22 protein-coding genes are annotated in these 24,343 nt (G+C 66.0%); 4 read left to right on the top strand and 18 right to left on the bottom strand.

The features are described 5' to 3' along the window. Positions 1–20 precede the first annotated feature (20 nt). The 18 genes from N2603_RS28365 to N2603_RS28280 all read right to left on the bottom strand — a co-directional run bounded on the left by N2603_RS28365 (position 21) and on the right by N2603_RS28280 (position 20,004). Positions 21–905 (bottom strand): amidohydrolase family protein, encoded by an 885-nt coding sequence (locus N2603_RS28365; protein WP_260384717.1) that lies wholly within the window; start codon positions 903–905, stop codon positions 21–23. Then, on the bottom strand, positions 902–2,023 hold the full coding sequence (locus tag N2603_RS28360; RefSeq protein WP_260384716.1) for a vWA domain-containing protein: 1,122 nt from the start codon (positions 2,021–2,023) through the stop codon (positions 902–904). Before N2603_RS28360 ends, N2603_RS28365 begins: the two co-directional genes overlap by 4 nt. Next, entirely contained in the window at positions 2,020–2,901 is an 882-nt protein-coding gene (locus N2603_RS28355) for an AAA family ATPase (protein ID WP_260384715.1), read from the bottom strand. Before N2603_RS28355 ends, N2603_RS28360 begins: the two co-directional genes overlap by 4 nt. Before the next feature lie 10 nt (positions 2,902–2,911). Next, a complete protein-coding gene (locus N2603_RS28350; RefSeq protein WP_018643044.1) occupies positions 2,912–3,934 on the bottom strand; it encodes a xanthine dehydrogenase family protein molybdopterin-binding subunit in 1,023 nt (340 codons plus the stop codon). Position 3,935: 1 nt separating this feature from the next. Then, positions 3,936–5,528, bottom strand: a complete 1,593-nt coding sequence (locus N2603_RS28345) for a xanthine dehydrogenase family protein molybdopterin-binding subunit (protein WP_260384714.1) — start codon at positions 5,526–5,528, stop codon at positions 3,936–3,938. 12 nt (positions 5,529–5,540) lie between these two features. After that, complete coding sequence (locus tag N2603_RS28340) at positions 5,541–6,017, bottom strand: (2Fe-2S)-binding protein (protein ID WP_260384713.1); 477 nt, start codon at positions 6,015–6,017, stop codon at positions 5,541–5,543. A gap of 6 nt (positions 6,018–6,023) precedes the next feature. Further along, on the bottom strand, positions 6,024–6,842 hold the full coding sequence (locus N2603_RS28335; RefSeq protein WP_260384712.1) for an FAD binding domain-containing protein: 819 nt from the start codon (positions 6,840–6,842) through the stop codon (positions 6,024–6,026). A 1-nt stretch (position 6,843) separates the two neighbouring features. Continuing rightward, entirely contained in the window at positions 6,844–7,287 is a 444-nt protein-coding gene (locus N2603_RS28330) for an SRPBCC family protein (protein WP_018643040.1), read from the bottom strand. 2 nt (positions 7,288–7,289) lie between these two features. Next, complete coding sequence (locus N2603_RS28325; RefSeq protein WP_260384711.1) at positions 7,290–7,727, bottom strand: SRPBCC family protein; 438 nt, start codon at positions 7,725–7,727, stop codon at positions 7,290–7,292. A gap of 9 nt (positions 7,728–7,736) precedes the next feature. Next, positions 7,737–10,646 (bottom strand): flotillin family protein, encoded by a 2,910-nt coding sequence (locus N2603_RS28320; protein WP_260384710.1) that lies wholly within the window; start codon positions 10,644–10,646, stop codon positions 7,737–7,739. A gap of 26 nt (positions 10,647–10,672) precedes the next feature. Next, entirely contained in the window at positions 10,673–11,506 is an 834-nt protein-coding gene (locus N2603_RS28315) for a phosphoenolpyruvate hydrolase family protein (protein WP_260384709.1), read from the bottom strand. Positions 11,507–11,509: 3 nt separating this feature from the next. After that, positions 11,510–13,720 (bottom strand): ABC transporter permease, encoded by a 2,211-nt coding sequence (locus N2603_RS28310; RefSeq protein WP_260384708.1) that lies wholly within the window; start codon positions 13,718–13,720, stop codon positions 11,510–11,512. Next, on the bottom strand, positions 13,713–14,495 hold the full coding sequence (locus N2603_RS28305; RefSeq protein WP_260384707.1) for an ABC transporter ATP-binding protein: 783 nt from the start codon (positions 14,493–14,495) through the stop codon (positions 13,713–13,715). The genes N2603_RS28310 and N2603_RS28305 overlap by 8 nt, the downstream gene beginning before the upstream one ends. Next, positions 14,488–15,576 (bottom strand): branched-chain amino acid ABC transporter permease, encoded by a 1,089-nt coding sequence (locus tag N2603_RS28300; RefSeq protein ID WP_260384706.1) that lies wholly within the window; start codon positions 15,574–15,576, stop codon positions 14,488–14,490. The genes N2603_RS28305 and N2603_RS28300 overlap by 8 nt, the downstream gene beginning before the upstream one ends. Position 15,577: 1 nt before the next feature. Continuing rightward, positions 15,578–16,588, bottom strand: a complete 1,011-nt coding sequence (locus N2603_RS28295) for a branched-chain amino acid ABC transporter permease (protein WP_260384705.1) — start codon at positions 16,586–16,588, stop codon at positions 15,578–15,580. Positions 16,589–16,779: 191 nt separating this feature from the next. Continuing rightward, positions 16,780–17,607: a helix-turn-helix domain-containing protein gene (locus N2603_RS28290; protein ID WP_018643032.1), complete on the bottom strand. Its 828-nt coding sequence runs from the start codon at positions 17,605–17,607 to the stop codon at positions 16,780–16,782. 122 nt (positions 17,608–17,729) lie between these two features. Further along, entirely contained in the window at positions 17,730–18,980 is a 1,251-nt protein-coding gene (locus N2603_RS28285) for an ABC transporter substrate-binding protein (RefSeq protein WP_260384704.1), read from the bottom strand. Between the two features lie 265 nt (positions 18,981–19,245). Then, positions 19,246–20,004: an SDR family NAD(P)-dependent oxidoreductase gene (locus N2603_RS28280; RefSeq protein ID WP_260384703.1), complete on the bottom strand. Its 759-nt coding sequence runs from the start codon at positions 20,002–20,004 to the stop codon at positions 19,246–19,248. 167 nt (positions 20,005–20,171) lie between these two features. Between N2603_RS28280 and N2603_RS28275 the strand changes: the two genes are divergently transcribed. Genes N2603_RS28275 through N2603_RS28260 form a run of 4 tightly spaced genes read left to right on the top strand, consistent with a single transcriptional unit; the run spans position 20,172 to position 24,336 of the window. Beyond that, positions 20,172–21,431, top strand: a complete 1,260-nt coding sequence (locus tag N2603_RS28275) for an extracellular solute-binding protein (protein WP_260384702.1) — start codon at positions 20,172–20,174, stop codon at positions 21,429–21,431. Between the two features lie 2 nt (positions 21,432–21,433). Further along, the gene (locus tag N2603_RS28270; protein WP_260424278.1) at positions 21,434–22,375 is read left to right on the top strand and encodes a carbohydrate ABC transporter permease; all 942 of its coding nucleotides are present in this window, start codon (positions 21,434–21,436) and stop codon (positions 22,373–22,375) included. Further along, on the top strand, positions 22,368–23,216 hold the full coding sequence (locus N2603_RS28265; RefSeq protein WP_260384701.1) for a carbohydrate ABC transporter permease: 849 nt from the start codon (positions 22,368–22,370) through the stop codon (positions 23,214–23,216). The genes N2603_RS28270 and N2603_RS28265 overlap by 8 nt, the downstream gene beginning before the upstream one ends. A gap of 22 nt (positions 23,217–23,238) precedes the next feature. Further along, entirely contained in the window at positions 23,239–24,336 is a 1,098-nt protein-coding gene (locus N2603_RS28260; protein ID WP_260384700.1) for a Gfo/Idh/MocA family protein, read from the top strand. Positions 24,337–24,343: the final 7 nt, after the last annotated feature.

The raw sequence follows: 24,343 nt of genomic DNA, 5'->3' as shown, positions 1-24,343 counted from the left end.
CCTGTCTCGTTTCTTGTCTGTCAAAGCCGGTACACGCGTGTCGCCGTCGTCCCGAAGATCGCGTCCTGCTGCTCCGCACTGAACGGGGCGGCAGCTGCGCGAAAGGCACTGACGAGCTCGTGATAGCTGGTCCACAATTTCTCGATCGGGAAGTTGGAGCCGAACAGGCATCGCTCGGCGCCGAAGATCGCGACAGTGTCGGTGAGCACGGCGGCGATATGCGCGGGATCGTTGCGATGGATGAAGGTCCCCAGCCCGGACAGTTTCGAGACCACGTTCGGGCATGTGGCGAGGCGGGCCATGCCCGCGCGCCAGGCCGCACGGCCCGCCGGCGAGAGATCTTCCAGCATGCCGGCATGCTGGAGGATGAATGTCACGCCGGGACAAGACTCGGCCAGCTGCGCGGCATCCGGCATCTGCGGCGTGAAGACCTGCAGGTCGAAGGTCCAGCCGTAGTCGGCCAGGCGCGCGACGTTGCGACGGATCACGGGATCGGCGCAGAGATCCGGACGCGCCGCAAAGCGATACAGCGGGTTCTCGTGCCAGTGCAGCTGCATGCGCACCCCGCGGAGCAGCGGATAGCGTTTGAGGCGATCGAGCTGCGGGCGGACGTCGTCGGCCGCGAAATTGGCGTAGGCGACGATGGCATGCGGCCAGCCGTGCTCGTCGGCTGTGCGCTGGACCCAGGCAGCTTCCTCCTCGAAGTGCTCGGGCGCCCAATTGGTCTGCACATACACCGATCGGGTGACACCGGCGCCCTTGAGATCGGCGAGATACTCCTCGATCGGATAATCGCGCCGGATCGGCTCGTACGGTCCGAAGATGCGGGGCTGCATGGGGCCGGTCAGCCAGGGCAGGTCGGCCTGCCGCCAGATGTGATGATGGCCGTCGACAATACCGTTCACGCAGCTCTCCTTCGTCCCAGCGCCAGTACATGGGCGACGATCGAGGCACTCGATCCTCCGTCCACGAGATCGTCGACGAAGCGTTCAATCGCGACGAGCGCCTCGGTCTGCGGGCGGAAGCCCGGTCCTGTCGCGAGCGGCGTCAGCCAGCTCAGGCGCCAGGCCCGCCGCGACAATTTCGCAACGGCATCGCGAAGCGCGTCGGGCTCGCCGCGCTCGAGCCCATCCGACACGATGACCACGGCGGCGCCGCGGGCATAGCCGCCGAACCGCGGCACCGCGAGGAAGGCCTGCAGCGCGTCGCCGATTCGGGTGCCGCCGTCCCAGTCGCTCACGAGCTGCGCTGCCGCGCTCAGTGCCTGCTCGCGCCGCCTCAGCCGCAGCGCGCGGGTGACACGGGTCAGCCGTGTGCCGAAGGTGAAGACCTCGACATTGGACGCGGCGTGCACCAGCGCATGGGCAACCTTCATGTTCTCCTCGGTCCGGCTCTTCATCGAACCGGAGACGTCGATCAGCAGCAGCATCTTGCGCGGCCGCTGGCGGCGCTTCATGTGGCCGAGCCGCAGGATCTCGCCATCGCTGCGGACGCTGTCGCGCAAGGTGCGGCGGAGATCGGCGAAGGGGCCGCGGCGTGCGCGCATACGGCGGTGCCCGCGCCGCCGCGGCAGGCGCCGCGGGGCCTCGCGCGCCAGACGGCGGAGCGCATCGGTCGTGGGGAGCTGGGCGAAGCGGCGCTCGACCAGTGCCTCGGCGCGCGTCGCCGTCAGGCCTGATTCATTGGTGTCATCGGAGAGCAAGGGCTCCTCGTCGCCGCGGCCTTCCTCCTGGAGACGAACGGTCTCGTCGTCCTCGCCGTCGTCGGCGTGCTCGATGGCCTCGCTGCCGCGGAAATGCAGGTCGAACAACCGGTCGAAGGTGGTGCGGCGCTCGGGCGGCGGGGCGAGGGTGGCGAGCGCAGATTGCCTGATGTCGTCGAGGTCACGCGGGCCGAGCAACGCGATCGCTGCGAGAAAGGCGGTGGTCTGCTCCGGGGCAACGGCGAAACCGTTGACGCGCAGTAGCGCAACGAAGGAAATGAAGATGCGGGCAGCGCGCGGCAGCAGCAGCTCGGTGCTCATGCGGTCGCCTCCGCGAGCATGACATCGAGCCGGGGGGCGATGAAGTGCAGGTCCTCCTCGTCCTTCAGCGCCACGCCGATCGAGCGCTTGAAGGCGTCGGGCCAGCGCGCGCCGCCCTTGTTGAGCAGCGTCGCGGCTTCCGCCCAATCGACGGCCTCGGCGATGCCAGGCGCCTTGCTCAGCGGTTCGCGCCGCAACCTCTCGACGGCGGCGACGACGGCGCGGGCCGTGGCTTCGGCGACGCTGGATGCGCGCATCATGATGATCCGCGCCTCCCGCTCGGCGGTGGGATAGTCGATCCAGTGATAGACGCAGCGGCGCCGCAGGGCTTCGTGCAGATCGCGCGTCCGGTTCGAGGTCAGCACCACCACGGGACGCTCGGCCGCGCGGACCGTGCCGCGCTCGGGGATGGATATCTGGAAATCGGAAAGGAATTCGAGCAGAAATGCCTCGAACTCCTGATCGGCTCGGTCGATTTCGTCGATTAGCAGCACGGTTGAATCAGGCGCGCGAAGGGCGGCCAACATCGGCCGCTCAATCAGAAAGGTTTCACCGTAGATGTCGATGCTATCGTCGCCGGCCTGCCGGATCGCGAGCATCTGGCGCGGATAGTTCCATTCATAGAGCGCAGCGGAGGAGTCGATGCCCTCGTAGCATTGTAGACGGATGAGACGGCGGCCGAGCACGGCGGCAATGGCTTTTGCGGCTTCCGTCTTGCCGACGCCGGGTGCGCCCTCGAGCAACAGCGGCTTACCAAGTGCGAGCCCGAGATAGGCGGCAGTCGCAAGGCCCTCGTCGGCGAGGTAGTAGGCAGCTCGAAGCGCTTTCTCCAGCGCTTCCGGGCTGTCGATGCCGACGATGTTGCTGCGAACGGCCACGGCGTTTCCCTCAGCGCCGCGCCTGCGGCCGTGCACCGCCCTGGCTCTTGATTGCCCGCAGCACCTTTTCCGGCGTGATCGGGAGATCGTCGATGCGCACGCCGACGGCATTGAAGATCGCGTTGGCAACGGCGGGCAGCACCGGATTGGCGCACATCTCGCCGGGGCCCTTGGCGCCGAACGGACCATCAGGGGCAGGGCGTTCCAGCACGGCGATATCGTGCGGACAGATGTCGCCGGGACCGGGCATCAGATATTCGACGAAGTCGCGGGGCCCGTGAGCCGGGTCCGGGTAATAAGGCTCGGGCGTCTCGTAGAGCGCGTGACTGACACCCATCCAGGCGCCGCCGACGAGCTGCTGCTCGACCAGGCGCGGGTTGAGCGCGCGGCCGAGCTCATAGGCGGAGTCCATCCGGACCATCGCAACCTCGCCGGTCTCGTCGTCGACCTCGACCTCGGCGACGAGGCAGGCATGGGCATAGCAGGTCGCCGGCGACATCTCGCCGGTCTCCGGATCGACGTCGGACAGCGGCACGAGGAAGATGCCGCGGCCGGAGATGGTCTTGCCCTGCTTGAATTGCGCCGCGATCGCGACGTCCTTGGTCGAGATCGAGCGGTGCGGCGCGCCCTTGACGTGGATGTTGCCGCGGCCGTCGGTCTCGAGATCGGCCGCGTTGACCTCGAGCTCCTCGGCGGCCGCCTCCATCATCACGCCGCGCGCCTCGCGGGCGGCAGCCATCACGGCGTTGCCGACACGGTGGGTGCCGCGCGAGGCGAACGAGCCCATGCAGTGTGGGCCGGTGTCGGAGTCCGCCGTGTCGACATAGACGTCCTCGACTGGCACGCCCAGCGTCTCCGCGCAGATCTGCCGCGTCACCGATTTCATGCCCTGTCCCAAGTCGATCGACGACAGCGCCACGGTGAACTTGCCGCTCGGGTTGGAATGCACCAGCGCCTGGCTCGGATCGCCGCCGAGATTCATGCCGATGGGATAGTTGATCGACGCCATGCCGCGTCCGCGATGCCTGGTCATCTCAACGTCTCCTGGTTCCGAACACGGACGAGAAGCGGGTCGCCCCGTGCGATGGGGCGGCGGGGCGGGGCGGCGGAGGCGGCGGCGCCGGCGGAGGTGGATCGCGCGGCGGCTCTCTCGTGACCGTCACCGGCGCGCGGTCATAGCTCGTGCGCTGCTGCGACGGCGCCGCCGGCCGCGCGCGCGAATCCGTCGGCGTCGTGGGGATGGCGGCGCGGCTGCTGCCGCCGTCCTTGCGCGAGGAGGCGCGCTTGAACTCGTCGCGGATCGGCCATTTGGCCTTTTCAGCGGCGACCTGCACGCATTCGATCAGCGCGGTGTTCTTGGCCTCGCGCCGATGCGCCTTCATGTCGCCGTCGCGATAGGCGTTGAGGATGCGGAACTCCATCGGGTCCATGCCGACGAGGTTGGCCAGCTTGTCCATCTGGCACTCGATCGCAAAATCCATCGCGGTGACGCCGAAGCCGCGCATGGCGGTGGCCGGCGTCCGGTTGGTGAAGACGCAATAGACGTCGCCATAGACGTTCGGGATGATGTAGGGGCCCGGCAGATGCGCGGCGCATTTTACTGCGGCATAGCTCGACAGCCTTGTGTAGGCCCCGCTGTCGAAATAGGCGCGGATCTTGCGTGCGACGATGCGGCCGTCGCGCATCACGCCATCCTTGATGTAGATGCGCTCGGCGCCACGCGGCGGGCCGTACTGCATCTCCTCCTCGCGCCCGAACACGTAGCGCACGGGGCGCCCGGTTAGCATCGCGCCGAGGATCGCGAGCGGCTCGGTCAGGGTGTCCACCTTGCCGCCGAACCCGCCGCCGACGGTTCCTCCGATGAAGTGGAAGGTGTTGGAGGGCACGTCCAGGATCTTGGCGCAGGTGTCGACCGAGAAGAACAGCGCCTGGGTCGAGGTGTAGACGACGTAGCGGCCGTTGGTATCGGGCGCTGCGATGGCGCCGTTTGTCTCGGTCGGCGCGTGCTCGATCGGCGACATCTGGTAGCGCTGCTCGAGCACGTGGTCGGCAGTTGCAAGCGCCGCATCGGCGTCGCCGAAGCGCAGGCGCTGGTGATCGTAGACGTCGTGATAGGTGAACGTGTTCTTCGGATAGGTCTCGTTCACCACGGGGGCGCCGGGCTTCAGCGCGTCCTCGACGTCGAACACGGTCGGCAGCGGCTCGTAGTCGATCCGCACCTTTGCAATCGCCTCGAAGGCCTCGCGCTCGCTGTCAGCGACGATCGCGACAATCGGCTCGCCCTTGTAACGCACCTTGTCGACCGCCAGCGACGGCTCGTCGTCCTTGCCGAAGTTGATGAGGCTGAGCAGCGTGTTGAGGTTGCGCGGCACGTCGGCGCCGCGGATGATGCGGCGGACGCCGGCCGAGCGCTCCGCCTCCGTGGTGTCGATGCGGCGGAGCCTTGCATGCACCTGCCTCGAGCGTACGACCTTCAGGTGCAGCATGCCCTGCAGCTTGTGATCATTGAAATAGCTGGACGTGCCCGTGACATGGCCGAGCATGTCCTGGCGCTGGGTGCCCTTGCCGATCTCCTTCAGATTATCGTCGCGCTCGTCGGCGAAGATGTCCTTGCGCAGTTCCAGCATGGTCGCGTTCCCTTACGCGCTGACCCGGCCGCCTGCGGCGGCGAGGATGGCATTGACGATCGGCTCGTAGCCGGTGCAGCGGCAGATGTTGCCGGAGATCGCTTCGACGACCTCGTCGCGGCTGGGCGAGGGGTTGCGGTCGAGCAGCGCCTTGGCGGCCATCAGCATGCCCGGCGTGCAATAGCCGCACTGGGCGGCGAAATGGTCGGCAAAGGCGCGCTGGAGCGGATGCAGGTTCGGGCCCTGCTTCATGCCGTCGAGCGTCTCGACCGAGCGGCCCGCGACCGTCTCGGCGAGTGTCAGGCAGGAGAGGTGCAGCTCCCCGTCGATCAGCACGCTGCAGGTGCCGCAGCCGCCCTGGCCGCAGCCGAATTTTGGCGTCATGTCGCCGATCAGCTCACGCAGCGCCACCAGCAGATTGGTGCCGCCGTCGACGAAGATCGCGACGTCGCGGCCGTTGTGGCGAAATTGCAGGGGGATTTTCGACATGACGATCTATTCCTGTCCCGACAGCAGTCGGCGCAGATGCACGCCGACGATCTCGCGGCGATACCAGGCGCTGCCGAGTGCGTTGTCGGATGGCGACGTTCCTTCAGCTGCCGCCGATGCGGCGGCCGCGACCGTCGCGGCATCCAGCGAGCGGCCCTCCAGCGTGCGCTCGGCTGCGCGTGCGCGGATCTGAGTCGGCGCCATCGAACCCAGTGCGATGCGCGCACCCGCAATCCGGCCCCCGCTGATGGGCAGATGCGCGGCAAGCGTGATGACCGAGCCGCCCTTCGGCTTGATGCGTGCGATCTTGCGATAGCGAAATGCCTCAGCGTTCGCCGGTCGGGTGCAGGACACTGACAGCACCAATGTCCCGGCCTGCCGTTCGCGTGCCTGCAAAAACTCTTCGATCGGGATGTCGCGCGCGCCGAATCCACCCGCGACGGCGATGATGGCATCGAGCGCCAGCAGCGCCACGGTGAAATCGCCGTAAGGACTTGGCGCAAACAGATTGCCGCCGACCGTTCCCATGTTGCGCACGGCGGGGCCGCCGATCGAGCGGGCAGGGGCGTGCAGAAAGGCGAGGTCGCGCTCGGCGAGGACGCGCGCGAAGGTGACACCGGCGCCGAGCGTCACGCGCGGGCCGGAAGCATCGATCCGGGTCAGCGCCTGGTCGCTGGCGCGAACGATGGTCGAGATCGAGACATCGCCTTCATTCAACGCCCGCATCACCAGCGTGCCGCCGCCGACGTAGCGCGCGCTGCGGTCCGAGGACAGCGCTCCGGCCGCCTCGCTCGCATTCGCGAAGGTCTTTACCGTCACGGCCATGTTATGCGGCCTCCTTCATGTGCCGGCGGATCGCTTCGAACCCGGCTTGGTAAATGTCTTCGGCGACCATGAGGGTGATGCGCTCCCGGTCTTCCGGTTTGGTCGTGAACCGCGACTCCCAGTGCCAGAAGGTACGGTCGCCGTCGGTGACGGGCAGCAGGCGGACATGGGCGACGTAGTTGAACATCGGGATCGGCGTATCGAGCAGGCAATAGCTGAAGCTCTGTTCGAGGTCCGACAGGGCCAGCAATTGCTCGCGCAGCTCCGAGCCGTCCTTCAGCTTGAACCGCCTGACGCAGCCGATCTTGTCGGCGGATTGCGCGCGCTCGATCGAGGAGGTCGCAACCGCCGGATGCCAGCGGTCATGCCCGTTGAAATCGCGCAGCACGCTCCACACCGCCTCGGTCGGCGCGTTCAGGATCGTGCTCTTGACGATATGTGGCACGGCTAGCCTCCGAACACGCGCTTCAGGGCGTCGAAGCCGCCCTGGAACACGCCGCCGCCGATATTGCTCACGAGCTCGGTCTCCCGCTCCGGCGCGCAGTCGAACTCTGCGGTCCACTCCATGAAGGTCTGGTCGCCGTCGGTGACGGGCGTGAGCCGCAGCGTCGCGACGTAGTTCTCGACGCCCATCGGGGATTCCAGGATCGAATAGGTGCAGAACATGTCGTAGTCGGAGAGCCCCAGCAGCTTCTCGCGGATGCGGTCGCCGTTGCGCAGGCGAAAGTCCCTGACGCATCCGATCTTGTCGGAGGGCTCGCCACCCTCGATCCGGCTTTCGGCGATCGCCGGGTGCCAGTTCGGCAGGCCGTTGAAATCGCGCACCCGCGCCCAGACGCGATCGTTGCGGGCGTTGACGACGGTGGAGATGTAGACGCGGGCCATGGCGCGACCTCAGCTCTTCTTCCGCGGACCGCGCTCGGCCGGCGGCTCGCCGCCGCCTTCTGCCGCAGGCGGAGAGGGCGCCGGCTTCTCGCCGCCACCTCCGCCCTTGCGCGCGGAATCCTTGATGCCCTGCATGTCCCGGGCCTCACGGATCAAACCCGGCATTTTCGCGAGACTGCCGCCTTCGACGCCGATGTCCGATAGGATGGAATCGATCAGCGGCGCCTGGACGCGGTAGCGCAGGGCGGAGTCGATCACCTCGTCGGTGGCGCTGCGGCCGCCATTGCCGCCGCCGTGGCCGTTGCCGTTGAGGCCGTCGACCTGGAGGATGCGGATGCCCTCGATTTTCTCCATCGGCTTGACGCTCTCGCGCACGATGCCTTCGATGCGGTCGAGCAGCTTGCGGCGGAACAGCGAGTAGCGGGCCTGATCCGTCAGCACGTTCTCGGCCTCGTTGAGCATCCGCTGCGCCTCGGCCTCGACCGCGGCGCGCACGCGCTCGGCTTCGGCTGCGATCCGGGTTTCTTCGGCCTGCTTCTCGGCCAGCAGGACCTCGACGGTCTTGCGTCGCTTTGCGATCTCGCTCTCGCGCGCGGTGACGACACGCTCGGCCGCTTCGGTCGCACGCATCCTTGCCTCCTCGGCGGCGGCGCGGGCGGCGGACTCCTCCAGCGATTTCTGATGAATGGCGATGGCCTTCTCCATCAGCACCGTCTCGACGTCCTTCTCGCGATTGACCTCGAGCTTGCGCAGTTCGCGTTCGCGGCCGATGCGAGCTTCATCGAGGCCGCGATCGGATGCAATGCGTGCGCGCTCGACCTCCTCGCGGGCGGCGATCTCGGCTTCCTGGAGCGACTGGACGCGGGCGACCTCGAGCTGCTCGATGGCGCGCCGTCGCTCGAGACGGGCCGCCTCAAGCGCCTGCTCGCGCGACACGTCGGTGGTCTCGACCTCCTTGCGCGCGACGATCTCGGCCTGCTTGACCTGGCGGTCGGCATCGATCCGTTCGGAGCGTTTGGTGGAGAGGGCGATGACGCGGTCTTCGTCCGCAATCTCGACGGCCTTCTTCTGCTCGATATTGAGCACCTCGCGCTTTTTGGAGGAGTTGATGCGCTCGGCCTCGAGGGCGAGATCGACCGTGATACGCTGGCGCTCGATGGCGTCGCGCCGTTTCAGCTCGGCCGCTTCCAGGATGCCGGTTCGCTCGATCTCGAGCGAACGGGTGTCGCGCTCGGCCTGGATTCGCTCGGCCGCAACCGCCTTCTCCTGCGCGATGCGGGCCGCTTCGATCGCCTCGCGCGATGCGATGTCGGCTTCCTCGACCGCGCGGTTGCGGGCAATCTCCAGCGAGCGCACGCGCTCCTCCTGGGCGATGCGGCTGGCTTCCGTCGCTTCGCGGGCCGCGATGCCGGCGACGTCGAGCGTCTGGTTACGCTCGATCTCCAGCTGCCGGGTGTTCTGCTCGGCGGCGATGCGGTCTGCGGCCAGCGTCCGCTCGCGCGCGATGCGCGCGGCCTCGACCGCGCGCTGGGCCTCGATCTCGGCCTCCTGGATGGTGCGCACCTGCTTGATCTCCAGCGCGCGGGTGCGCTCGTCTGAGGAGATGCGCTCGACATTGACAATCAGCGTCTGGGCGATGCGGGCCTTCTCGGTGGCTTCGCGCGCGGCGATCTCGGCCTCGTCCACGACGCGGGTGCGCTCGATCTCGCGGCGCCGCGTCTCCTCTTCGTTGGCGATGCGGGCATCGGTGACGACGCGATCCTGCTGGATGCGGGCCTTCTCGATGGCTTCGCGCGCGGCAATCTCGGCTTCCTCGACTGTGCGCATCCGCTCGATCTCGCGCTGGCGGACCTCGCGCTCCGAAGCGATGCGGGTGGTGTCGATCGAGCGCTGGTTGGCGATCCGGGTCTTCTCGATCTCCTCGCGCGCCAGCAGTTCCTTCTCCTCGATCGTCCGGGTCCGCTCGATTTCCTTCTGGCGGGTCTCGCGCTCCGAGGCGATGCGGGCTTCCGCGATCGCCTGGTCGTTGGCGATGCGGGCGCGCTCGATGGCCTCGCGGGCGGAAATCTGCGCCTGCTCGGCCTCGGTCTCGCGCAGCGCGCGCTCGCGGGCCACTTCCGTGCGCTGGAGGGCGCGGCGCATCTCGATGTCGCGTTCCTGCTCCAGGCGCGCGGTCTCGCTCTCGCGCTCGATTTCCAGCGCCTGCCGCTCGGCCTCCAGATTGCGGGAACGGATCTTGATCATCGAGTCCTGCTCGATGTCGTTGCGCAGCTTCCGCTTGGCCTCGATGTCCTCCATCAGGCGGGTCAAGCCTTCGGCATCGAACCGGTTCGAGGGGTTGAAGAATTCGAGGTCGGTCTGGTCGAGATCGGTGATCGCGACCGATTCCAGCTCGAGGCCGTTCTGCGCCAGCGCCTCCGCCGCATTGGTTTTGACGCGTGCGACGTAGTCGCCGCGACGCTCGTGCATCTCCTCCATGGTCATTTCGGAGGCGACCGAACGGATCGCCGAGATGAACTTGCCGGCGAGCAGCGCGTGCAGCTGCCCGGGCTCCAAGGTGCGGCGGCCGAGCGTGGCTGCCGCGATCGAGACGGCTTCGCGGGTCGGCTGCACGCGCACGTAGAAGTCGGCCTCGATGTCGACCCGCATGCGGTCGCGGGTGATCACGGCGTCCTGTTTCGAGCGCACGATGCCCATCGGCAAAACATTCATGTTGACCGGCGTGTAGTCGTGGATGAACGGCAGCACGAAGGCGCCGCCATTGATCACCACGCGTTCGCCGAGGAAACCGGTCCTGACGAACGACGTCTCCTTGGAGGAGCGATGGTAAAGCCAGTTCACGATATAGACGCCAACCACGATCACGATGATCGCGACGATCAGCCAGAGGATCAATTCACCGACCAGCATCCCTGACATGTTTCCCTCCTTCGAACCTTCCGGCGTTACCGCGCGCCGATCGCCTTGAATTGACGTACCTGCTCCGTCAGCGCCCGCTCCACGGGCAGCCGCTCCATCGAGGAGGCGCCGTAGAAGCCGTGGCAATGACGGGTGTTCTTCATGATGAAATCGGCGTCGGCGGGATCGGCAATTGGGCCGCCATGGGCCAGCACCAGGATGTCCGGATTGACGCTGAGCGCAGCTGTGGCCCAGGTGTCGATCCGCGCGGGACAGTCCTTGAGCCTCAAGGCGGTCTGCGCGCCGATCGTCCCGCCCGTCGTCAGCCCCATGTGGCAGACGATGATGTCGGCACCGGCGATCGCCATCGCGGCGGCCTCCTTCTCGCTGAACACGTAGGGCGTGGTCAGCATGTCCTTGTCGTGCGCTTTCGCGATCATGTCGATCTCGAGCGCATAGGACATGCCGGTCTCCTCGAGATTGGCGCGGAACGTACCGTCGATCAGTCCGACCGTCGGAAAATTCTGGACGCCGGCGAAACCAAGCGCCTTCAGCTGGTCGAGGAAGACGTCCATGTCGCGGAACGGATCGGTGCCGTTGACGCCGGCAAGGACCGGCGTCTGGTCCACCACCGGCAGCACCTCACCGGCCATTTCCAGTACGATGGCGTTGGCATCGCCATAGGCCATCAGGCCCGCGAGCGAGCCGCGGCCGGCCATGCGATAGCGGCCGGAATTGTAGATGACGATGAGATCGACGCCGCCGGCCTCCTCGCATTTGGCCGACAGGCCTGTGCCGGCGCCGCCGCCGACGATCGGCTCGCCGCGCCTTGCCATGTCGCGGAACTTCTTCAGGAGGGCTGCGCGTTCAAACCTGGCCATCGGTCACCTCGCTAGTCTCCGCCGCGCGCCGGTGCGGCCGAACAGGGTTCGGAACGCGCTGACGATGACGGCGGCGAAGTCGGGATCGTTGATGTTCTTGGGCGTGCGAATGAGCTGGCGGTTGCCGGTTTGCCGGACATTGTGCTCCAGCGCGCGGAACAGCGCGGCATCGGCGTCCGGATCCCAGAACGGCTGGCCTCGCGCATCGAGCGCGGAGACGCCGCCCTCGGGCAGGAAGAAGCGCACAGGGCCATCCATCTGGTTGAGCCGCTCGGCGATCCAGCGGCCCATGCGCTCGTTCTCCTCGGCAGTCGTCCGCATCAACGTGACCTGCGGATTGTGGACGTGGAATTTGCGGCCGCGGTAGCGCTCGGGAATGGTGTCGAGCGCGCCGAAATTGACCATGTCGAGCGCACCGACCGAGCCGACATAGGGCAGCCGGCTGCGGATGATCGCGCCAAAACGATCCTCGGTCGCCGGAAACACGCCGCCCATCAGCAGGTCGCAGATTTCGGTCGTGGTGAGGTCGATGACGCCGGCGAGCTGGCCGGACTCCACGAGCTTTTCCATGGAACGGCCACCGACGCCGGTGGCGTGGAAGACCAGGCATTCGAAATCGTCGTGCAGCTCGGCCGCGATCTTCTGCACGGCAGGCGTGGTGACGCCGAACATGGTGATGCCGACCGAGGGCAGGCCGCCGGCCTCGCGCGCCGCCGCGGCATGCGCATCAAGGCGCGCGTTGGCCATTCCGGCGAGCGCGTTGGCGCCGTTGGCCAGCACCGCGCGCGAGATCGAGTTCAGCCCTTGCACGTCCGTGACCGAGTACATCATCGTGATGTCGGCGGGGCCGACATAGGGCCCGACATCGCCCGAGGCGATGGAGGAGATGATCAGCTTGGGCACGCCGACGGGAAGGGTGCGCATGGCCGGCGCAACCAGCGACGCCGCGCCCGAGCCGCCGGCCGTGATCACGCCGGCAACGTTACCCTGGCGCCGCAGCCAATTGGCGAACGCATCGGCCATCGCGGTCACGGCAGCGCCGCGATCGGGGCCGAACACGGCCGCACCGCCGCGGCCGTGGTTCAGTGCGATCTCCTGCGCGGAGACATCGCAGCTCGAATGCTTGCCGCTGGTCGAGACGTCGACCAGCCGGGTGCGGAGACCGGTTGCTGCAATGATGTCGCGGATGAAGCGCAACTCGGTGCCCTTGGTATCGAGCGTGCCGACGACCAGGACGATGGGCGGGCCGGCGGTCTGCGCCGCCACCGGCTCTCGCCTGCGCCGCGTCGTCTCCTCCAGCCGCGCGACGTGCGTCGAGACCGTGCGGGCCGCCGCCTCGATGCGGGCGATCGGCACCGGCTGCGACCATCGCGTCGGGAGCGTCGGGTTGGAAACGTAGATGCGGATCGGTCCGCCCGGGCGCGGCGCCGGCGCTGGCTTCGCGCCGCGGACAGCCTCGGAGATGTCGCTATCGGGCTCGAGCTCGGCGTGAAGCCCGACGCCGAGCAGGCGCTGCTGCAGCTCGCGGTCCGCGGCAAGGCGGCCGGAGTCGATGATGCGGTTGACGCGGCCGTTGACCATGATCGCGACATTGCGCGAGATCGCCGTGGCCACCCCGATGTTCTGCTCGATCACGAGCACGGACATGTCGCCGTCCTCGCCGAGCCGCAGCAGCATCTCCTCGACCTGCGCGACGATGACGGGCGCGAGGCCTTCGGTCGGCTCGTCCATGATCAAGAGATGCGGATTGGTGAGCAGCGCGCGCGAGATCGCCAGCATCTGCTGCTCGCCGCCGGAGAGCTGGCCGCCGCCGTGGCCCTTGCGTTCGGCGAGGCGCGGGAAGGTGTCGTAGATCCGCTCGACGGTCCAGGCCCCTTGCCGCATACCGCCGGCAAGCTGCAGATGCTCATCGACGCTGAGCGAGCGCCAGAGACGGCGGCCTTGCGGCACATAGCCGACGCCGAGCCGGGCGATCTGGGCCGACGGCCGCCGCGTGACATCCTCGCCGCGCACGCGGATCGATCCGCCGCTCACGCCAACGAGCCCCATGATCGCCTTGCACAGCGTGGTCTTGCCCATGCCGTTGCGGCCGACGACGGAGAATACGCCGCTGTCCAGCGTGAGATCGACGCCTTGCAGCGCATGGGAGTGACCGTAGTAGACGTCGAGGCCGCGGACCTCGAGCGCAGGGGAAGAGCGGCGGGCCTCATTCATGGCCGCCTCCGAGATAGAGCTCCTGCACCTCGGGATCGGACTGGATCTCCTGCGGCAGGCCCTCCTTGAAGACGCGCCCGTTGTGCATCATCGTGACGCTCTCGACGACGCGCAGCGCCACGTCCATGTCGTGCTCGATGATGATGTAGCCGATATGCGCGGGCAGGGAGGTCAGGATTTCGATCAGCTCGGCCCGTTCGGTCGGCGACAGACCCGCGGCCGGCTCGTCGAACAGGACGAAGCGCGGGGCGCCGGCCAGCGCCAGCGCGATCTCGAGCTGGCGCTGCTGGCCGTGCGCGAGCTCGGCCACGCGTTGGTCCTTCACGGCCGACAGATGCACGGCCTGGACGAGGTTGTCCGCGGCATGCATCAGGGCGTCGTTCTGCCCTGGGCGCAGGAACGAGAAACGTCCGCGCGAGACGCCGCGACAAGCGAGATAGACGTTGTCCTGCACGGTGAGGCCCGGGAACAGCGCCGAGATCTGGTAGGTGCGGCGCAGCCCGCGGCGGATGCGCTCATAGGGCGGGAAGTGCGTGACGTCTTCGCCGAAGAAGCGGATTGTGCCGGAGGAAGGCGGGAAATCGCCGGTGATGCAGTTGAACAGCGTGGTCTTGCCGGCGCCGTTGGAGCCGAGCACGGCGCGCCGCTCGCCCGGCCGCACCGTGATGGTGACGTCCGTCAGCGCTGCCAGCGCGCCGAACAGCCGCGTCACGCCGCGTAGCTCGAGCGCGGCACTGGCACCGACGGCGGAGAGGCGTTGGGCGACGCTATCCATGGCCGCGCCCTCCGCCTGGGCGATCCGTCCGCGGACGCTGGCTCTGACGCCACCGCTGCCACAGTCCGATGACGCCGTCCGAGGACCAGAACACGATGGCGAGGAAGCCGAGTCCGATCAGCAGGCGGAAGCGGTTGCCGTCGAGCCCGAGCCTGACCAGGAAGTCGAGCGCGAAGGTGCGCAGCAGCACGAAGATCAGCGCACCGATGAAGGGGCCGATCGGGCGGGTGATGCCGCCGACCACGGCGATGATCAGCACGTCGATGCAGGCACCGACGCTGACCGAGCCCGGCGAGATCTGGCGGTAGTTCCAGACCTGCAGTACCCCGCCGAGCGCGGCGATGAAGGAAGCGAAGGCATACGCCGCCACGCGATGCGCGTTGACATTGAAGCCGAGCGCGGCCATCCGGCGTGGGTTGTCGCGCACGCCCTGCAGCGCGAGGCCAAATGGCGCGCGTGAGACATACTGGACCGCAAAGTAGCAGATCGCGGCGACGCCGAGCGTCACGTAATAGAACGCGATATCGGTACGCCAGTCGATGCCCCAGAAATGCGGGGTGGCGACGGTATTAATGCCGGTGTGGCCGCCGAAGATCGCCCAGTTCTGGTTGGTGAAGTAGTAGAAGGCCGCACCGATCGCCAGTGTGATCATGATGGTGTAGATGCCCTCGGTGCGCACCGCGAGCGCGCCGCCGAGCGTGCCGAAGGCGGTCGCGAGAGCGAGTGCCATCGGCGTTGCGAGCCACCACGGCCAGCCCAGGCTGATATTGGTGTTGGCGCTGATGCCGAATACCGCGACCATGTAGGCGGCAAATCCCGCGATGGTCAGCTGCATCAGGCTGACCATGCCGCCGTAGCCTGCGAGGAACATCAGGCTGAGCGCGATGGTGCCGAGGATCAAGGTGGTGCCGAAGATCTCGATCAGGAAGAAGCCGCTCGCGATCAGCGGCATGATGAGGAGGATCAGCGCCACCAGCCAAGCCGCCGGGTTCTCAAATTCCGGCCAGGCGCGGATGAAGGCGCGGCGGGCGGCTGATGCGGGCGGGGTGGCGCGAAGCTGGGTGCTCTGCAGCAACGACATCTCAGCGCCTCGCCAACAGGCCTTGCGGCCGGATCGCCAGCACCAGCACCATGATCAGGAAGGTCACGACGATGGCGTAGGTCGGGATGTAGACCGAGCCGAGCTGCTCGGCGAGGCCGATGATCAGCGCGCCGAGTGCTGCACCGGGTATCGAGCCCATACCGCCCACGATCACGACGACGAGCGAGGCGAGCAGGAAGCGGATGTCCTCGCCGGGCGATAATGACTGGAAGGTGCCGCCGACCACGCCGGCGATGCCGGCAAGCCCCGCGCCGAACGCGAACACCAGCACGAAGACGAGCTGGATGCGCACGCCGGTTGCGGCAAGGATGTCGCGATCATCGACGCCGGCGCGGATGATCATGCCGATCCGGGTGCGGTTGAGCGCGAGCCACATCGCGACGCCGATGACCACGGACGCAGCGAAGATCACGAGCCGTACCATCGGATATCTGAGATAGACCGGTTCGCCCGAGGACTTCACCGCGGTGATCAGCGGCAGGTCCACGGGCCCGATCAACCAGCTCGGGGTCTGGATCTGGTAGAAATCGCCGCCGCAGGCCCAGAGCATGAGATCGGCAAACACGATCGACAGTCCGATCGTCACCATGGTCTGCCTGAGGTCCTGGCCCTCCATGCGCCGGAACACGATCACCTGGAGCAGCACGCCGACCAGGGCCGTCAGGATAAAGGCGACGATGAAGCTGAGGATCCAGGAGCCGGTCGACGTGCTGACGGCGTAGCCGACATAGCCGCCGAACAGATAGAGCGAGCCGTGGGCGAGATTGACGTTGCGCATCAGGCCGAAGATCAGCGTGAAGCCACTGGCGACGAGAAAGTAGAGGCCCCCGAGCGTAATGCCGTTGAAGACGGCATTGAGGAAGACGCGTTTGCGGCCGATCGCCTCTTCGAGACCCGGCGGCCAGACCGAGAAGATCAGCCAGAGTAAGAGGGCAATGGCAATGATCGTGATCAGCGCCCAGGCAGGATGGCGTTCGATGAAACGGCTCATGTGCGCCGTCCGTTTGTCCGGGCGACGCGGCGATCGTTCATCGAATGCAGGTCGGACAGCCTTGCAGCGGCTGCAGGCCTTGCCATGGACGTGCGCTCCCGTCGGTCGCGATCATCTCGGGATCGCGTTGCCCGCATCCTAGCCGGGCGGGGAGGGCGACGTTTGATCGTGAGTATCTTTTCGTGCAGCGGTCAGGCGCGCAAAACCTTGGCTGCGCGGCGATAATCGGTCGGAGCCATCCCCACATTGGCGGCGAAGAAGCGGGTGAAACCGCTCTGCGAGGAGAAGCCGAGATCGAAGCCGATGTCGGCGATCGGCGTCTCGCTGGCCACCAGTGCTTCGAGCGCCTGTTCCATGATCAGCGTGTTGAGATAGAGGTTCGGCGTGACTCCGGTCTGAACGCGGAACAGCCGGTAGAAGTGCGGCCGCGACAGGCCGGATTCGCGCGCAATGGTGTCGAGCTCGATCTCGGCGCCGGGGCTTTCGGTCATCATCTTGATGCATTTGCGCACGCGAAAATCGGTGACGGCGCCGTTTGCGCGTGGATCGCGCGCGATCTCGGCCTGCTGCCAGCTTTCGTCGTAGCAGATGTCGATCAGCCGCCTCAGCTCGGAATCGAGGCTGGAGAGGGATGGTGCGCCGCACACCAGCGCGGCGGTCCGCCTGATGTGCTTGTCGAGTGCAGGCGTGCGCCTGAACTGGGTGCGGCCGAACCGCAGCCGATCGGTGCCCGAAGCATCGGGCGCAAACCATTCGGCATTGACGTAGAGCACGAAGAAGATAGCGCCGCCATCGAGGTCGGTCGGCAGGAAGTTGTGCGGCTCCCAGGGATTGACGGCGACGACGGAGGATTCGGTGAGATCATAGTGTCCGTCGGAGACATCGATGCATGCCGGCATGCCGCCGACATGGAAGATCAGATGACCTTCGCGATGGGCGTGGATATTGAAAGGGCGGTTCAATTGATAAACCGTCGCCCGGCCGAAGCGGCCGTGGAAGACGGCGAGCGCACGGCTCATGCCTTCCCCTCCCGAATGTTCTTCTTTTCAGCCAGCGTTCAACAAAGGCGCCGAGATTGCAAGAGCGGAGAGCGACCGCGTCAGCGAGTCGCTCCCCGGTTGCGTCCTGCCGATGTGATGCGTCAGTACTTCTTACATTCCGGCACGGTGCGGCTCGGCAGTCCGATCTTCGAGAACACCGCCGGATCATAGCCGAGCGTCTGGTTCACATTCGGGATCACCTTCACCACCTTGCTGAACAGCGCGCCCTTGCCGTCATCGACGACCTCGGTGACGAAGTTGGTGCCGATCGCCTGGCGGTTGGAGTCGAGCTTGATCTTGCCATTCGGTGCGTCGAGCTCGATCTTCGCCAGCGCTTCCCTGAACTTCGCCTGGTTGTTGGAGAGATCGCCATTGACCTGACGCAGCGCGAGGATCAGGGCCATGGTCGAGCCATAATAGTTGGTGGCCAGCAGCGAGGGGCTCGGGAAGCGCTTGTTGGGCGGGAAGGCGTCCTGATACGCCTTCACGAACTTTTGCCAGCCCGGATCCTCCCAGGTGTCGGCCTGGCCGCTCGCGGCGATGGTGCCGACGAGGGCATTCTTGGCGTTCCCTTTCGACGACAGGATGGTCTGGTCGATCATGATGGAACCGCCCATCAGATGCGCCTTGCCGCCGGCTTGCTGATATTGGTTGAGGAAGTTGACGGCATCCGCACCGCCAAGGCCGAGATAGATGGCATCGACGTCGTCGGGCAGGGCGGCGATGACCGAGGCGAAGTCCTTGGTGCCGAGCGGCACCCATTGCCTGTTGGTGACCTGTCCGCCGGCGCCGCAGAACTCAAGCACCAGCCCGAACACCTGGGTGTAGATGAAAGAGTAGTCCTCGCCGACGGTCGCGATCTTGCGATACTTCTTCTCGTCATAGGCGTATTTGCCGAGGCCCACCTGCCACTGTGCGCCGTCCATGTTGTAGCGGAAGAAGTTCGGGGCAGGGTCGACATAGGTGGTTTCCTGCGCGCCGGATGCCGCATTGATGAAGGTCAGCTCGGGGTGGGTCTTCGCGAAGTTCTTCACCGCGATGCCCTCGTCGCCGGAGAGGGGCGACAGCAGGATCTGCACCTTGTCCTGCTCGATCAGCTTGCGGACCGCGCGCACCGCGGAGTCCGGTGTCGCGTCGGTCGAGGCGACGATGATTTCGAGCTCCTTGTCGCCGATCTTCTTGCCAAGGACATTGAGCGCCGTCTGGTGGCCGCGCATGCCGTCCTCGCCGAGCACCGTGTAGGTGCCTTCGAGGGTCGCGGTCACGCCCACCTTGATCTTTTCCTGGGCGACCGCTGCGCCTGAAAGAAACAGGCTGCTCAGCGCGAGCAGTCCGATACTGCATTTCGACATTGTGCTCCTCCCTGTGTCGTCGATTTGTTGCCGCGCCGAACCGGCGCGACACCCGTGGCTCTCAATAGGCCCGCGGCTTTATGGGGAAGCTAGCCGAAGTCGAATGCGGTGCACGCGTGGACGCCTCGTCCGGCTTGACGGGCAGTCTCATTTTTGAATGTTGCGACGCAAATGGTCTCGCGGTGCAGCAGGCGAAGGTCAACGCAGCGGGATGGATCCGCGGCTCCCGGTTTGCGTCCAGGTGCAGCGATCGTCCTCAAGGCATTCACACCCAGCCGCCATCGACGATGTAGTGCTGAGCGGTGCAGGCGGAGGCTTCGTCGGAGGCGAGGAAGACGGTGAATTTCGCGACCTCGTCCGGCACCAGCCGGCGCTTCAGGCACTGTCGCTGCTGCAGTTCGATCTCGCCCGCCGGCGTCATCCATTTCTCGAGCTGGCGCTCGGTCATGATCCAGCCCGGCGCGATCGCGTTTACACGGATGTTGTAGGGACCGTAGTCGCGCGCCAGCGAGCGCGTCAGTCCGACCACGCCGGACTTGCTCGCCGTGTACGCGGCCATGCCGCCTTGTCCGGCGATCCACGACACCGAGCCGAAATTGATTATGGCGCCGGCATTCGCCGCCTTCATGTCCGGCAGGACAGCTTGCGCGGCGAAGAACTGATGCTTCAGGTTCACCGCGATGCGGTCATCCCAGTATTCCGGCGTCATGTCCTCGGTCTTGTGACGTTCGTCATGCGCGGCATTGTTGACGAGGATGTTGATCACGCCGTGCGCGTTGCGCGCTTCCGCGACGCCGGCGCGCAGCGCAGCGATATCGGTGAGGTCGACGCGCTGGAAATGTGCATCGAGGCCTTGATCGGACAATTCGCGTGCAAGGCGAAGGCCTTCGTCGGCCTTGATGTCGAAGAACACGACTTTGCTGTTCTGCTGCGCGAACCGCCGCACGATCGCAGCGCCAATTCCCGATGCGCCGCCGGTAACGAGAACGACCTTGCCGGCGAGGTCAGAATAAATGGCGGCCATGGACACCTCTCGACTTGCTTGCGGCGGTGCGAAGCGCCGCCCGTTTCCCCCGCAAACCTTAGTCATTTCCGTCGTGAGGTTCATAGATCAGAATTTTAGTTGCGTACCTCAAAATTTGAAGGCAGGATTGCAGCCAAAGAATAGAAGAACCTGTTGGGAGGAATGTGATGAGGCTGCTCGGGAAGCTGAGACTCGCCGCTGCCGCATGCCTGTTTGGGGCCAATCTGGCCGCAGCCGACACAACAGTGAAATGGCTCCACATCGAGGCCAATCCCGCCCAGGTGAAGATCTGGGAGGAGGTCGCGCGCAGCTACGAGGCGTCGCATCCGGGCGTCAAGGTCGAGATGCAGTTCCTCGAGAACGAGGCCTACAAGGCCAAGCTGCCGACCATCCTGCAATCCAAGGATCGGCCGAACATCATCTACAGCTGGGCCGGCGGCGTGTTGAAAACGCAGATCGAGGCCGGCGTCCTCGACGACATTACCGATCAGGTCAAGGGTTACAGCGACAGCCTCACGCCGGCCGCGCTCGCCGCCTTCACCAGCGGCGGTCGCGTCTATGGTCTGCCGACCGCGCTCTCGCAGGTCGGCTTCCTCTGCAACAAGGAGCTGATGGCGAAAGCGAAGGTCGAGCCCGGCGCGATCAAGAGCTGGGATGATCTGCTTGCGGCGGTGAAGACACTCAAGGCCGCCGGCGTGACGCCGATCGTGGTCGGCGGTGCCGACAAATGGCCGCTGCATTTCTACTGGACGCATCTTGCGGTGCGCATCGGAGGCAAGCCGGCGTTCGACGCGGCGCTGCGCGGCGAGAATGGCGGCTTCGCCGGTGAGACCTTCCAGAAATCCGGCGAGCTGTTCAAGCAGCTCGTCGATCTCCAGCCGTTCCAGAACGGCTTCCTCGGTTTCAAGAATCCGCAGGCCGTCGGCTATTTCGGCGACGGCAAGGCGGCGATGACGCTCGCCATCAGCACCGTCTATCACCTGCAGCGCGCGCTCGCAGCCGACAAGACGGGCCTTTCCGAGGACAAGATCTGCTGGTTCGACTTCCCGGTCGTATCAGGCGGCAAGGGCGCGCCGACGGATACGCTTGGCGGCATCACCGGCTGGCTGATCACGAAGGGCTCGCCGAACGAGGCGGTCGACTTCCTGAAATACTTCGTCTCCAAAGACGTACAGACGCGGCTGGCCGCGGGCAACTTCATCATCCCGGTGGTGCAGGGCGCGGATGCCGGCCTCAACAATTCCTTCATGAAGCTGATCGCGGCCAATCTGGCGAAGTCGAATTATCACCAGAACTTCTATGACCAGAGTCTCGGCCCCTCGGTCGGCCGCGTCGTCAACGACGTCACCGCCGAGATCGCCGGCGGCAGCATGAGCCCGCAGGATGCTGCGAAAGCGATCGAGGCGGCCTGGAAGCAGGGCAATTGACGGTGGCCCGGCGGATCGCGAGCTCACCTGCGATCGGCGTTGCAGAGGCATCGTTCTCGCCGATCGCGGTCCGCGGTCCGCGCTGGGACGGCCGCTTCACGGTCCTGATCCTGTTCCTGCCGCCGGCACTGCTCTTGTTCACACTCTTCGTGGTGCTGCCGATCGGCGAGGCCGCGTGGTACTCGGCCTTCAACTGGAACGGGTTCGGCAGGCCGACCAACTGGATCGGCCTCGACAATTACCGTTTCGTGCTGGAAACGCGCGCGTTCTGGCTCGCCTTGCGCAACAACGGCCTGATCATCGCAGTCTCGCTCGCGATCCAGCTGCCCCTGGCGCTCGCTCTCGCCCTGATGCTCGCGGAACGCTTTCGTGGTGCGGTGGCGCTGCGCATGCTGTTCTTCATGCCCTATATCCTGGCCGAGATCGCGACCGGGCTGATCTTCAGCTTCGTCTACGATGGTGATTATGGCCTCGTCGCCTCGATCTGGCGCACCTTCGGCGCCGAGCCGCCCCATCTGCTCGCCTCGACCGACACCGCGATGCTGGCAGTGCTGATCGTGATCGTCTGGAAATATTTCGGCTTTCACATGATGCTGTTCATCGCGGCGCTCCAGGGCCTCGACAAGAGCCTGGTCGAGGCCGCGCGCATCGACGGTGCGACGCGGGCGCAGACCCTGCGCCACGTCGTCATCCCCTTGCTCTATCCGACCATCCGGCTGTCCGTGTTCTTCGCCATCATCGGCTCGCTGCAGCTGTTCGATCTCGTCATGCCGCTGACGCGCGGAGGACCTGCGGACTCCTCCAACACGATGGTGAGCTTCCTCTACAACAACGGTATCTCCCGGATGCGGGTCGGCTATGGCAGCGCCATCGGCGTCATTCTGTTCGTGATCTGCGTGACCTTTGCCTTCACCTACAAGCGATGGTTCATGCGCGATGAGTAGGACCGGCATCACCCGCGCGCCGTTCGATCCCGCGGCATTGTTCAAAGCGCTATTCCTCGCCACCATCGCCGTCTTCGTGCTGGTGCCGCTGCTCGCGACCGTGCTCGGCGGGTTCAAATCGCTTGGCGAACTGCGTGTCAATCCGTTCGGCCTGCCGCAGCACTGGGAGTGGCAGAATTATGCGGACATCCTGTTCTCCGCGCGCTACTGGCAGCTGTTGCGCAATTCGCTGATCATCTCGGCGCTCGCGGTGACATTGACCCTGATCGTGGCCTCGATGGCGGCGTTCGCCTTCGCCCATGTCAGGTTCTACGGCAGCTCGATGCTGCTGAGCTATTTGACGCTCGGCCTGCTGTTTCCCGCCGCGACCGCGGTGCTGCCGCTCTTCATCAAGGTGCGCGATCTCGGGCTGCTCGATACCTATTTCGGTGTTGCGTTGCCGCAGGTGGCCTTCAGCCTCGCGATGAGCGTGCTGCTGCTACGCCGTTTCTTCAAGGACATCCCCTACGAGCTGCTGGAGGCCGCGCTGGTCGACGGCTGCAGCTACATCAAATTCTTCCGCTACGTGACGTTGCCCTTGTCGAGGCCGATCCTGGCGACCGTCGGCACGATCACCTTCGTCAACAGCTGGAACGCCTATCTGTTGCCGCTGGTGATGCTCAACACCGATGCGCTGTATCCTTGGCCGCTCGGCATCATGGTCTATCAGGGAGAGTATTCCTCCGAGTGGCACCTGATCCTCGCCTTCATCACGCTGACCATCCTGCCGACGGTCATGCTCTTCCTTCTGGCGCAGAAGCACATCGTCGCCGGCCTGACCGCGGGCGCGGTCAAGGGATGAACGGCATCTCACGGAGAACATGATGAGAAGAATTGGTATCGGAATCATCGGCTGCGGCAATATCAGTACCGCCTATCTGAAGGCGGCCCAGCGCTTTCCCGTCCTCGAGATCAAGGCGCTTGCCGACATGCGCAGCGACGCCGCGGAGCGCCAGGGCGCGGCCTTCGGGCTTCCGGCGATGCGGGTCGATCAATTGCTGAGGCGTGACGACGTCGAGATCGTCGTCAATCTCACGGTGCCGCTCGCCCATACCGACGTCAGCCTTGCGGTGCTGAACGCCGGCAAGCACGTCCATTCCGAGAAGCCGCTCGGCATCAACGCCACGGAAGCGCGCAAGGTGATAGAACTCGCCGCGCAGAAGAACCTGCGCGTCGGCTGCGCGCCCGATACGTTCCTTGGCGGCGGGCACCAGACCGCGCGCAAGCTGATCGACGACGGCGCGATCGGCACGCCCGTGGCGGGCAGTGCCTTCTTCGGCTGCCCCGGCCATGAACGCTGGCATCCGGCGCCGGGCTTCTACTATCTTCGCGGCGGTGGGCCGATGCTCGACATGGGTCCCTATTACATCACCGATCTCGTGCAACTGCTCGGCCCGGTTGCGAGCGTAATGGGCTCGACGGCGCGTCCGAAAACCGAGCGCCTGGTCACCAGCCAGCCGATGAACGGCACGCTGATCCCGGTTGAGGTTTCAACGCATGTCGCAGGCCTGCTCGAATTCGAAAGCGGCGCGGTTGTCTCAATCGGAATGAGTTTTGACGTGCCCAAGCACCGCCATGCCCCGATCGAAATCTGGGGCGACAAGGGCACCATGCTGGTGCCGGACCCGAACCGCTTCGGGGGCGAGGTACAACTGGCCAGAACCGGCGGCGAGTGGGAGACGGTGCCGCTCACGCACGGTCACGCCGAGGGCGAGTTCCGTTCCATCGGCGTCGCCGACATGGCCTCCGCGATCCTGGGCAACCGGCCGCATCGCGCCAGTGGCGCGCTTGCCTTCCATGTGCTGGAGGTGATGGAGGCGTTCCAGACCTCTGCCGACGAAGGGAGGCGCGTCAAGATCGAGAGCCGCGTCGAGCGGCCGGCGATGCTGCCGGCCGGACGCGAAACCGGACAGATCGACTGAGGATAGA

Origin of the sequence: Bradyrhizobium huanghuaihaiense, assembly GCF_025200885.1 — a bacterium.
Lineage (GTDB): Bacteria > Pseudomonadota > Alphaproteobacteria > Rhizobiales > Xanthobacteraceae > Bradyrhizobium > Bradyrhizobium huanghuaihaiense.
This window is presented reverse-complemented; position numbering and strand designations above follow the sequence as displayed.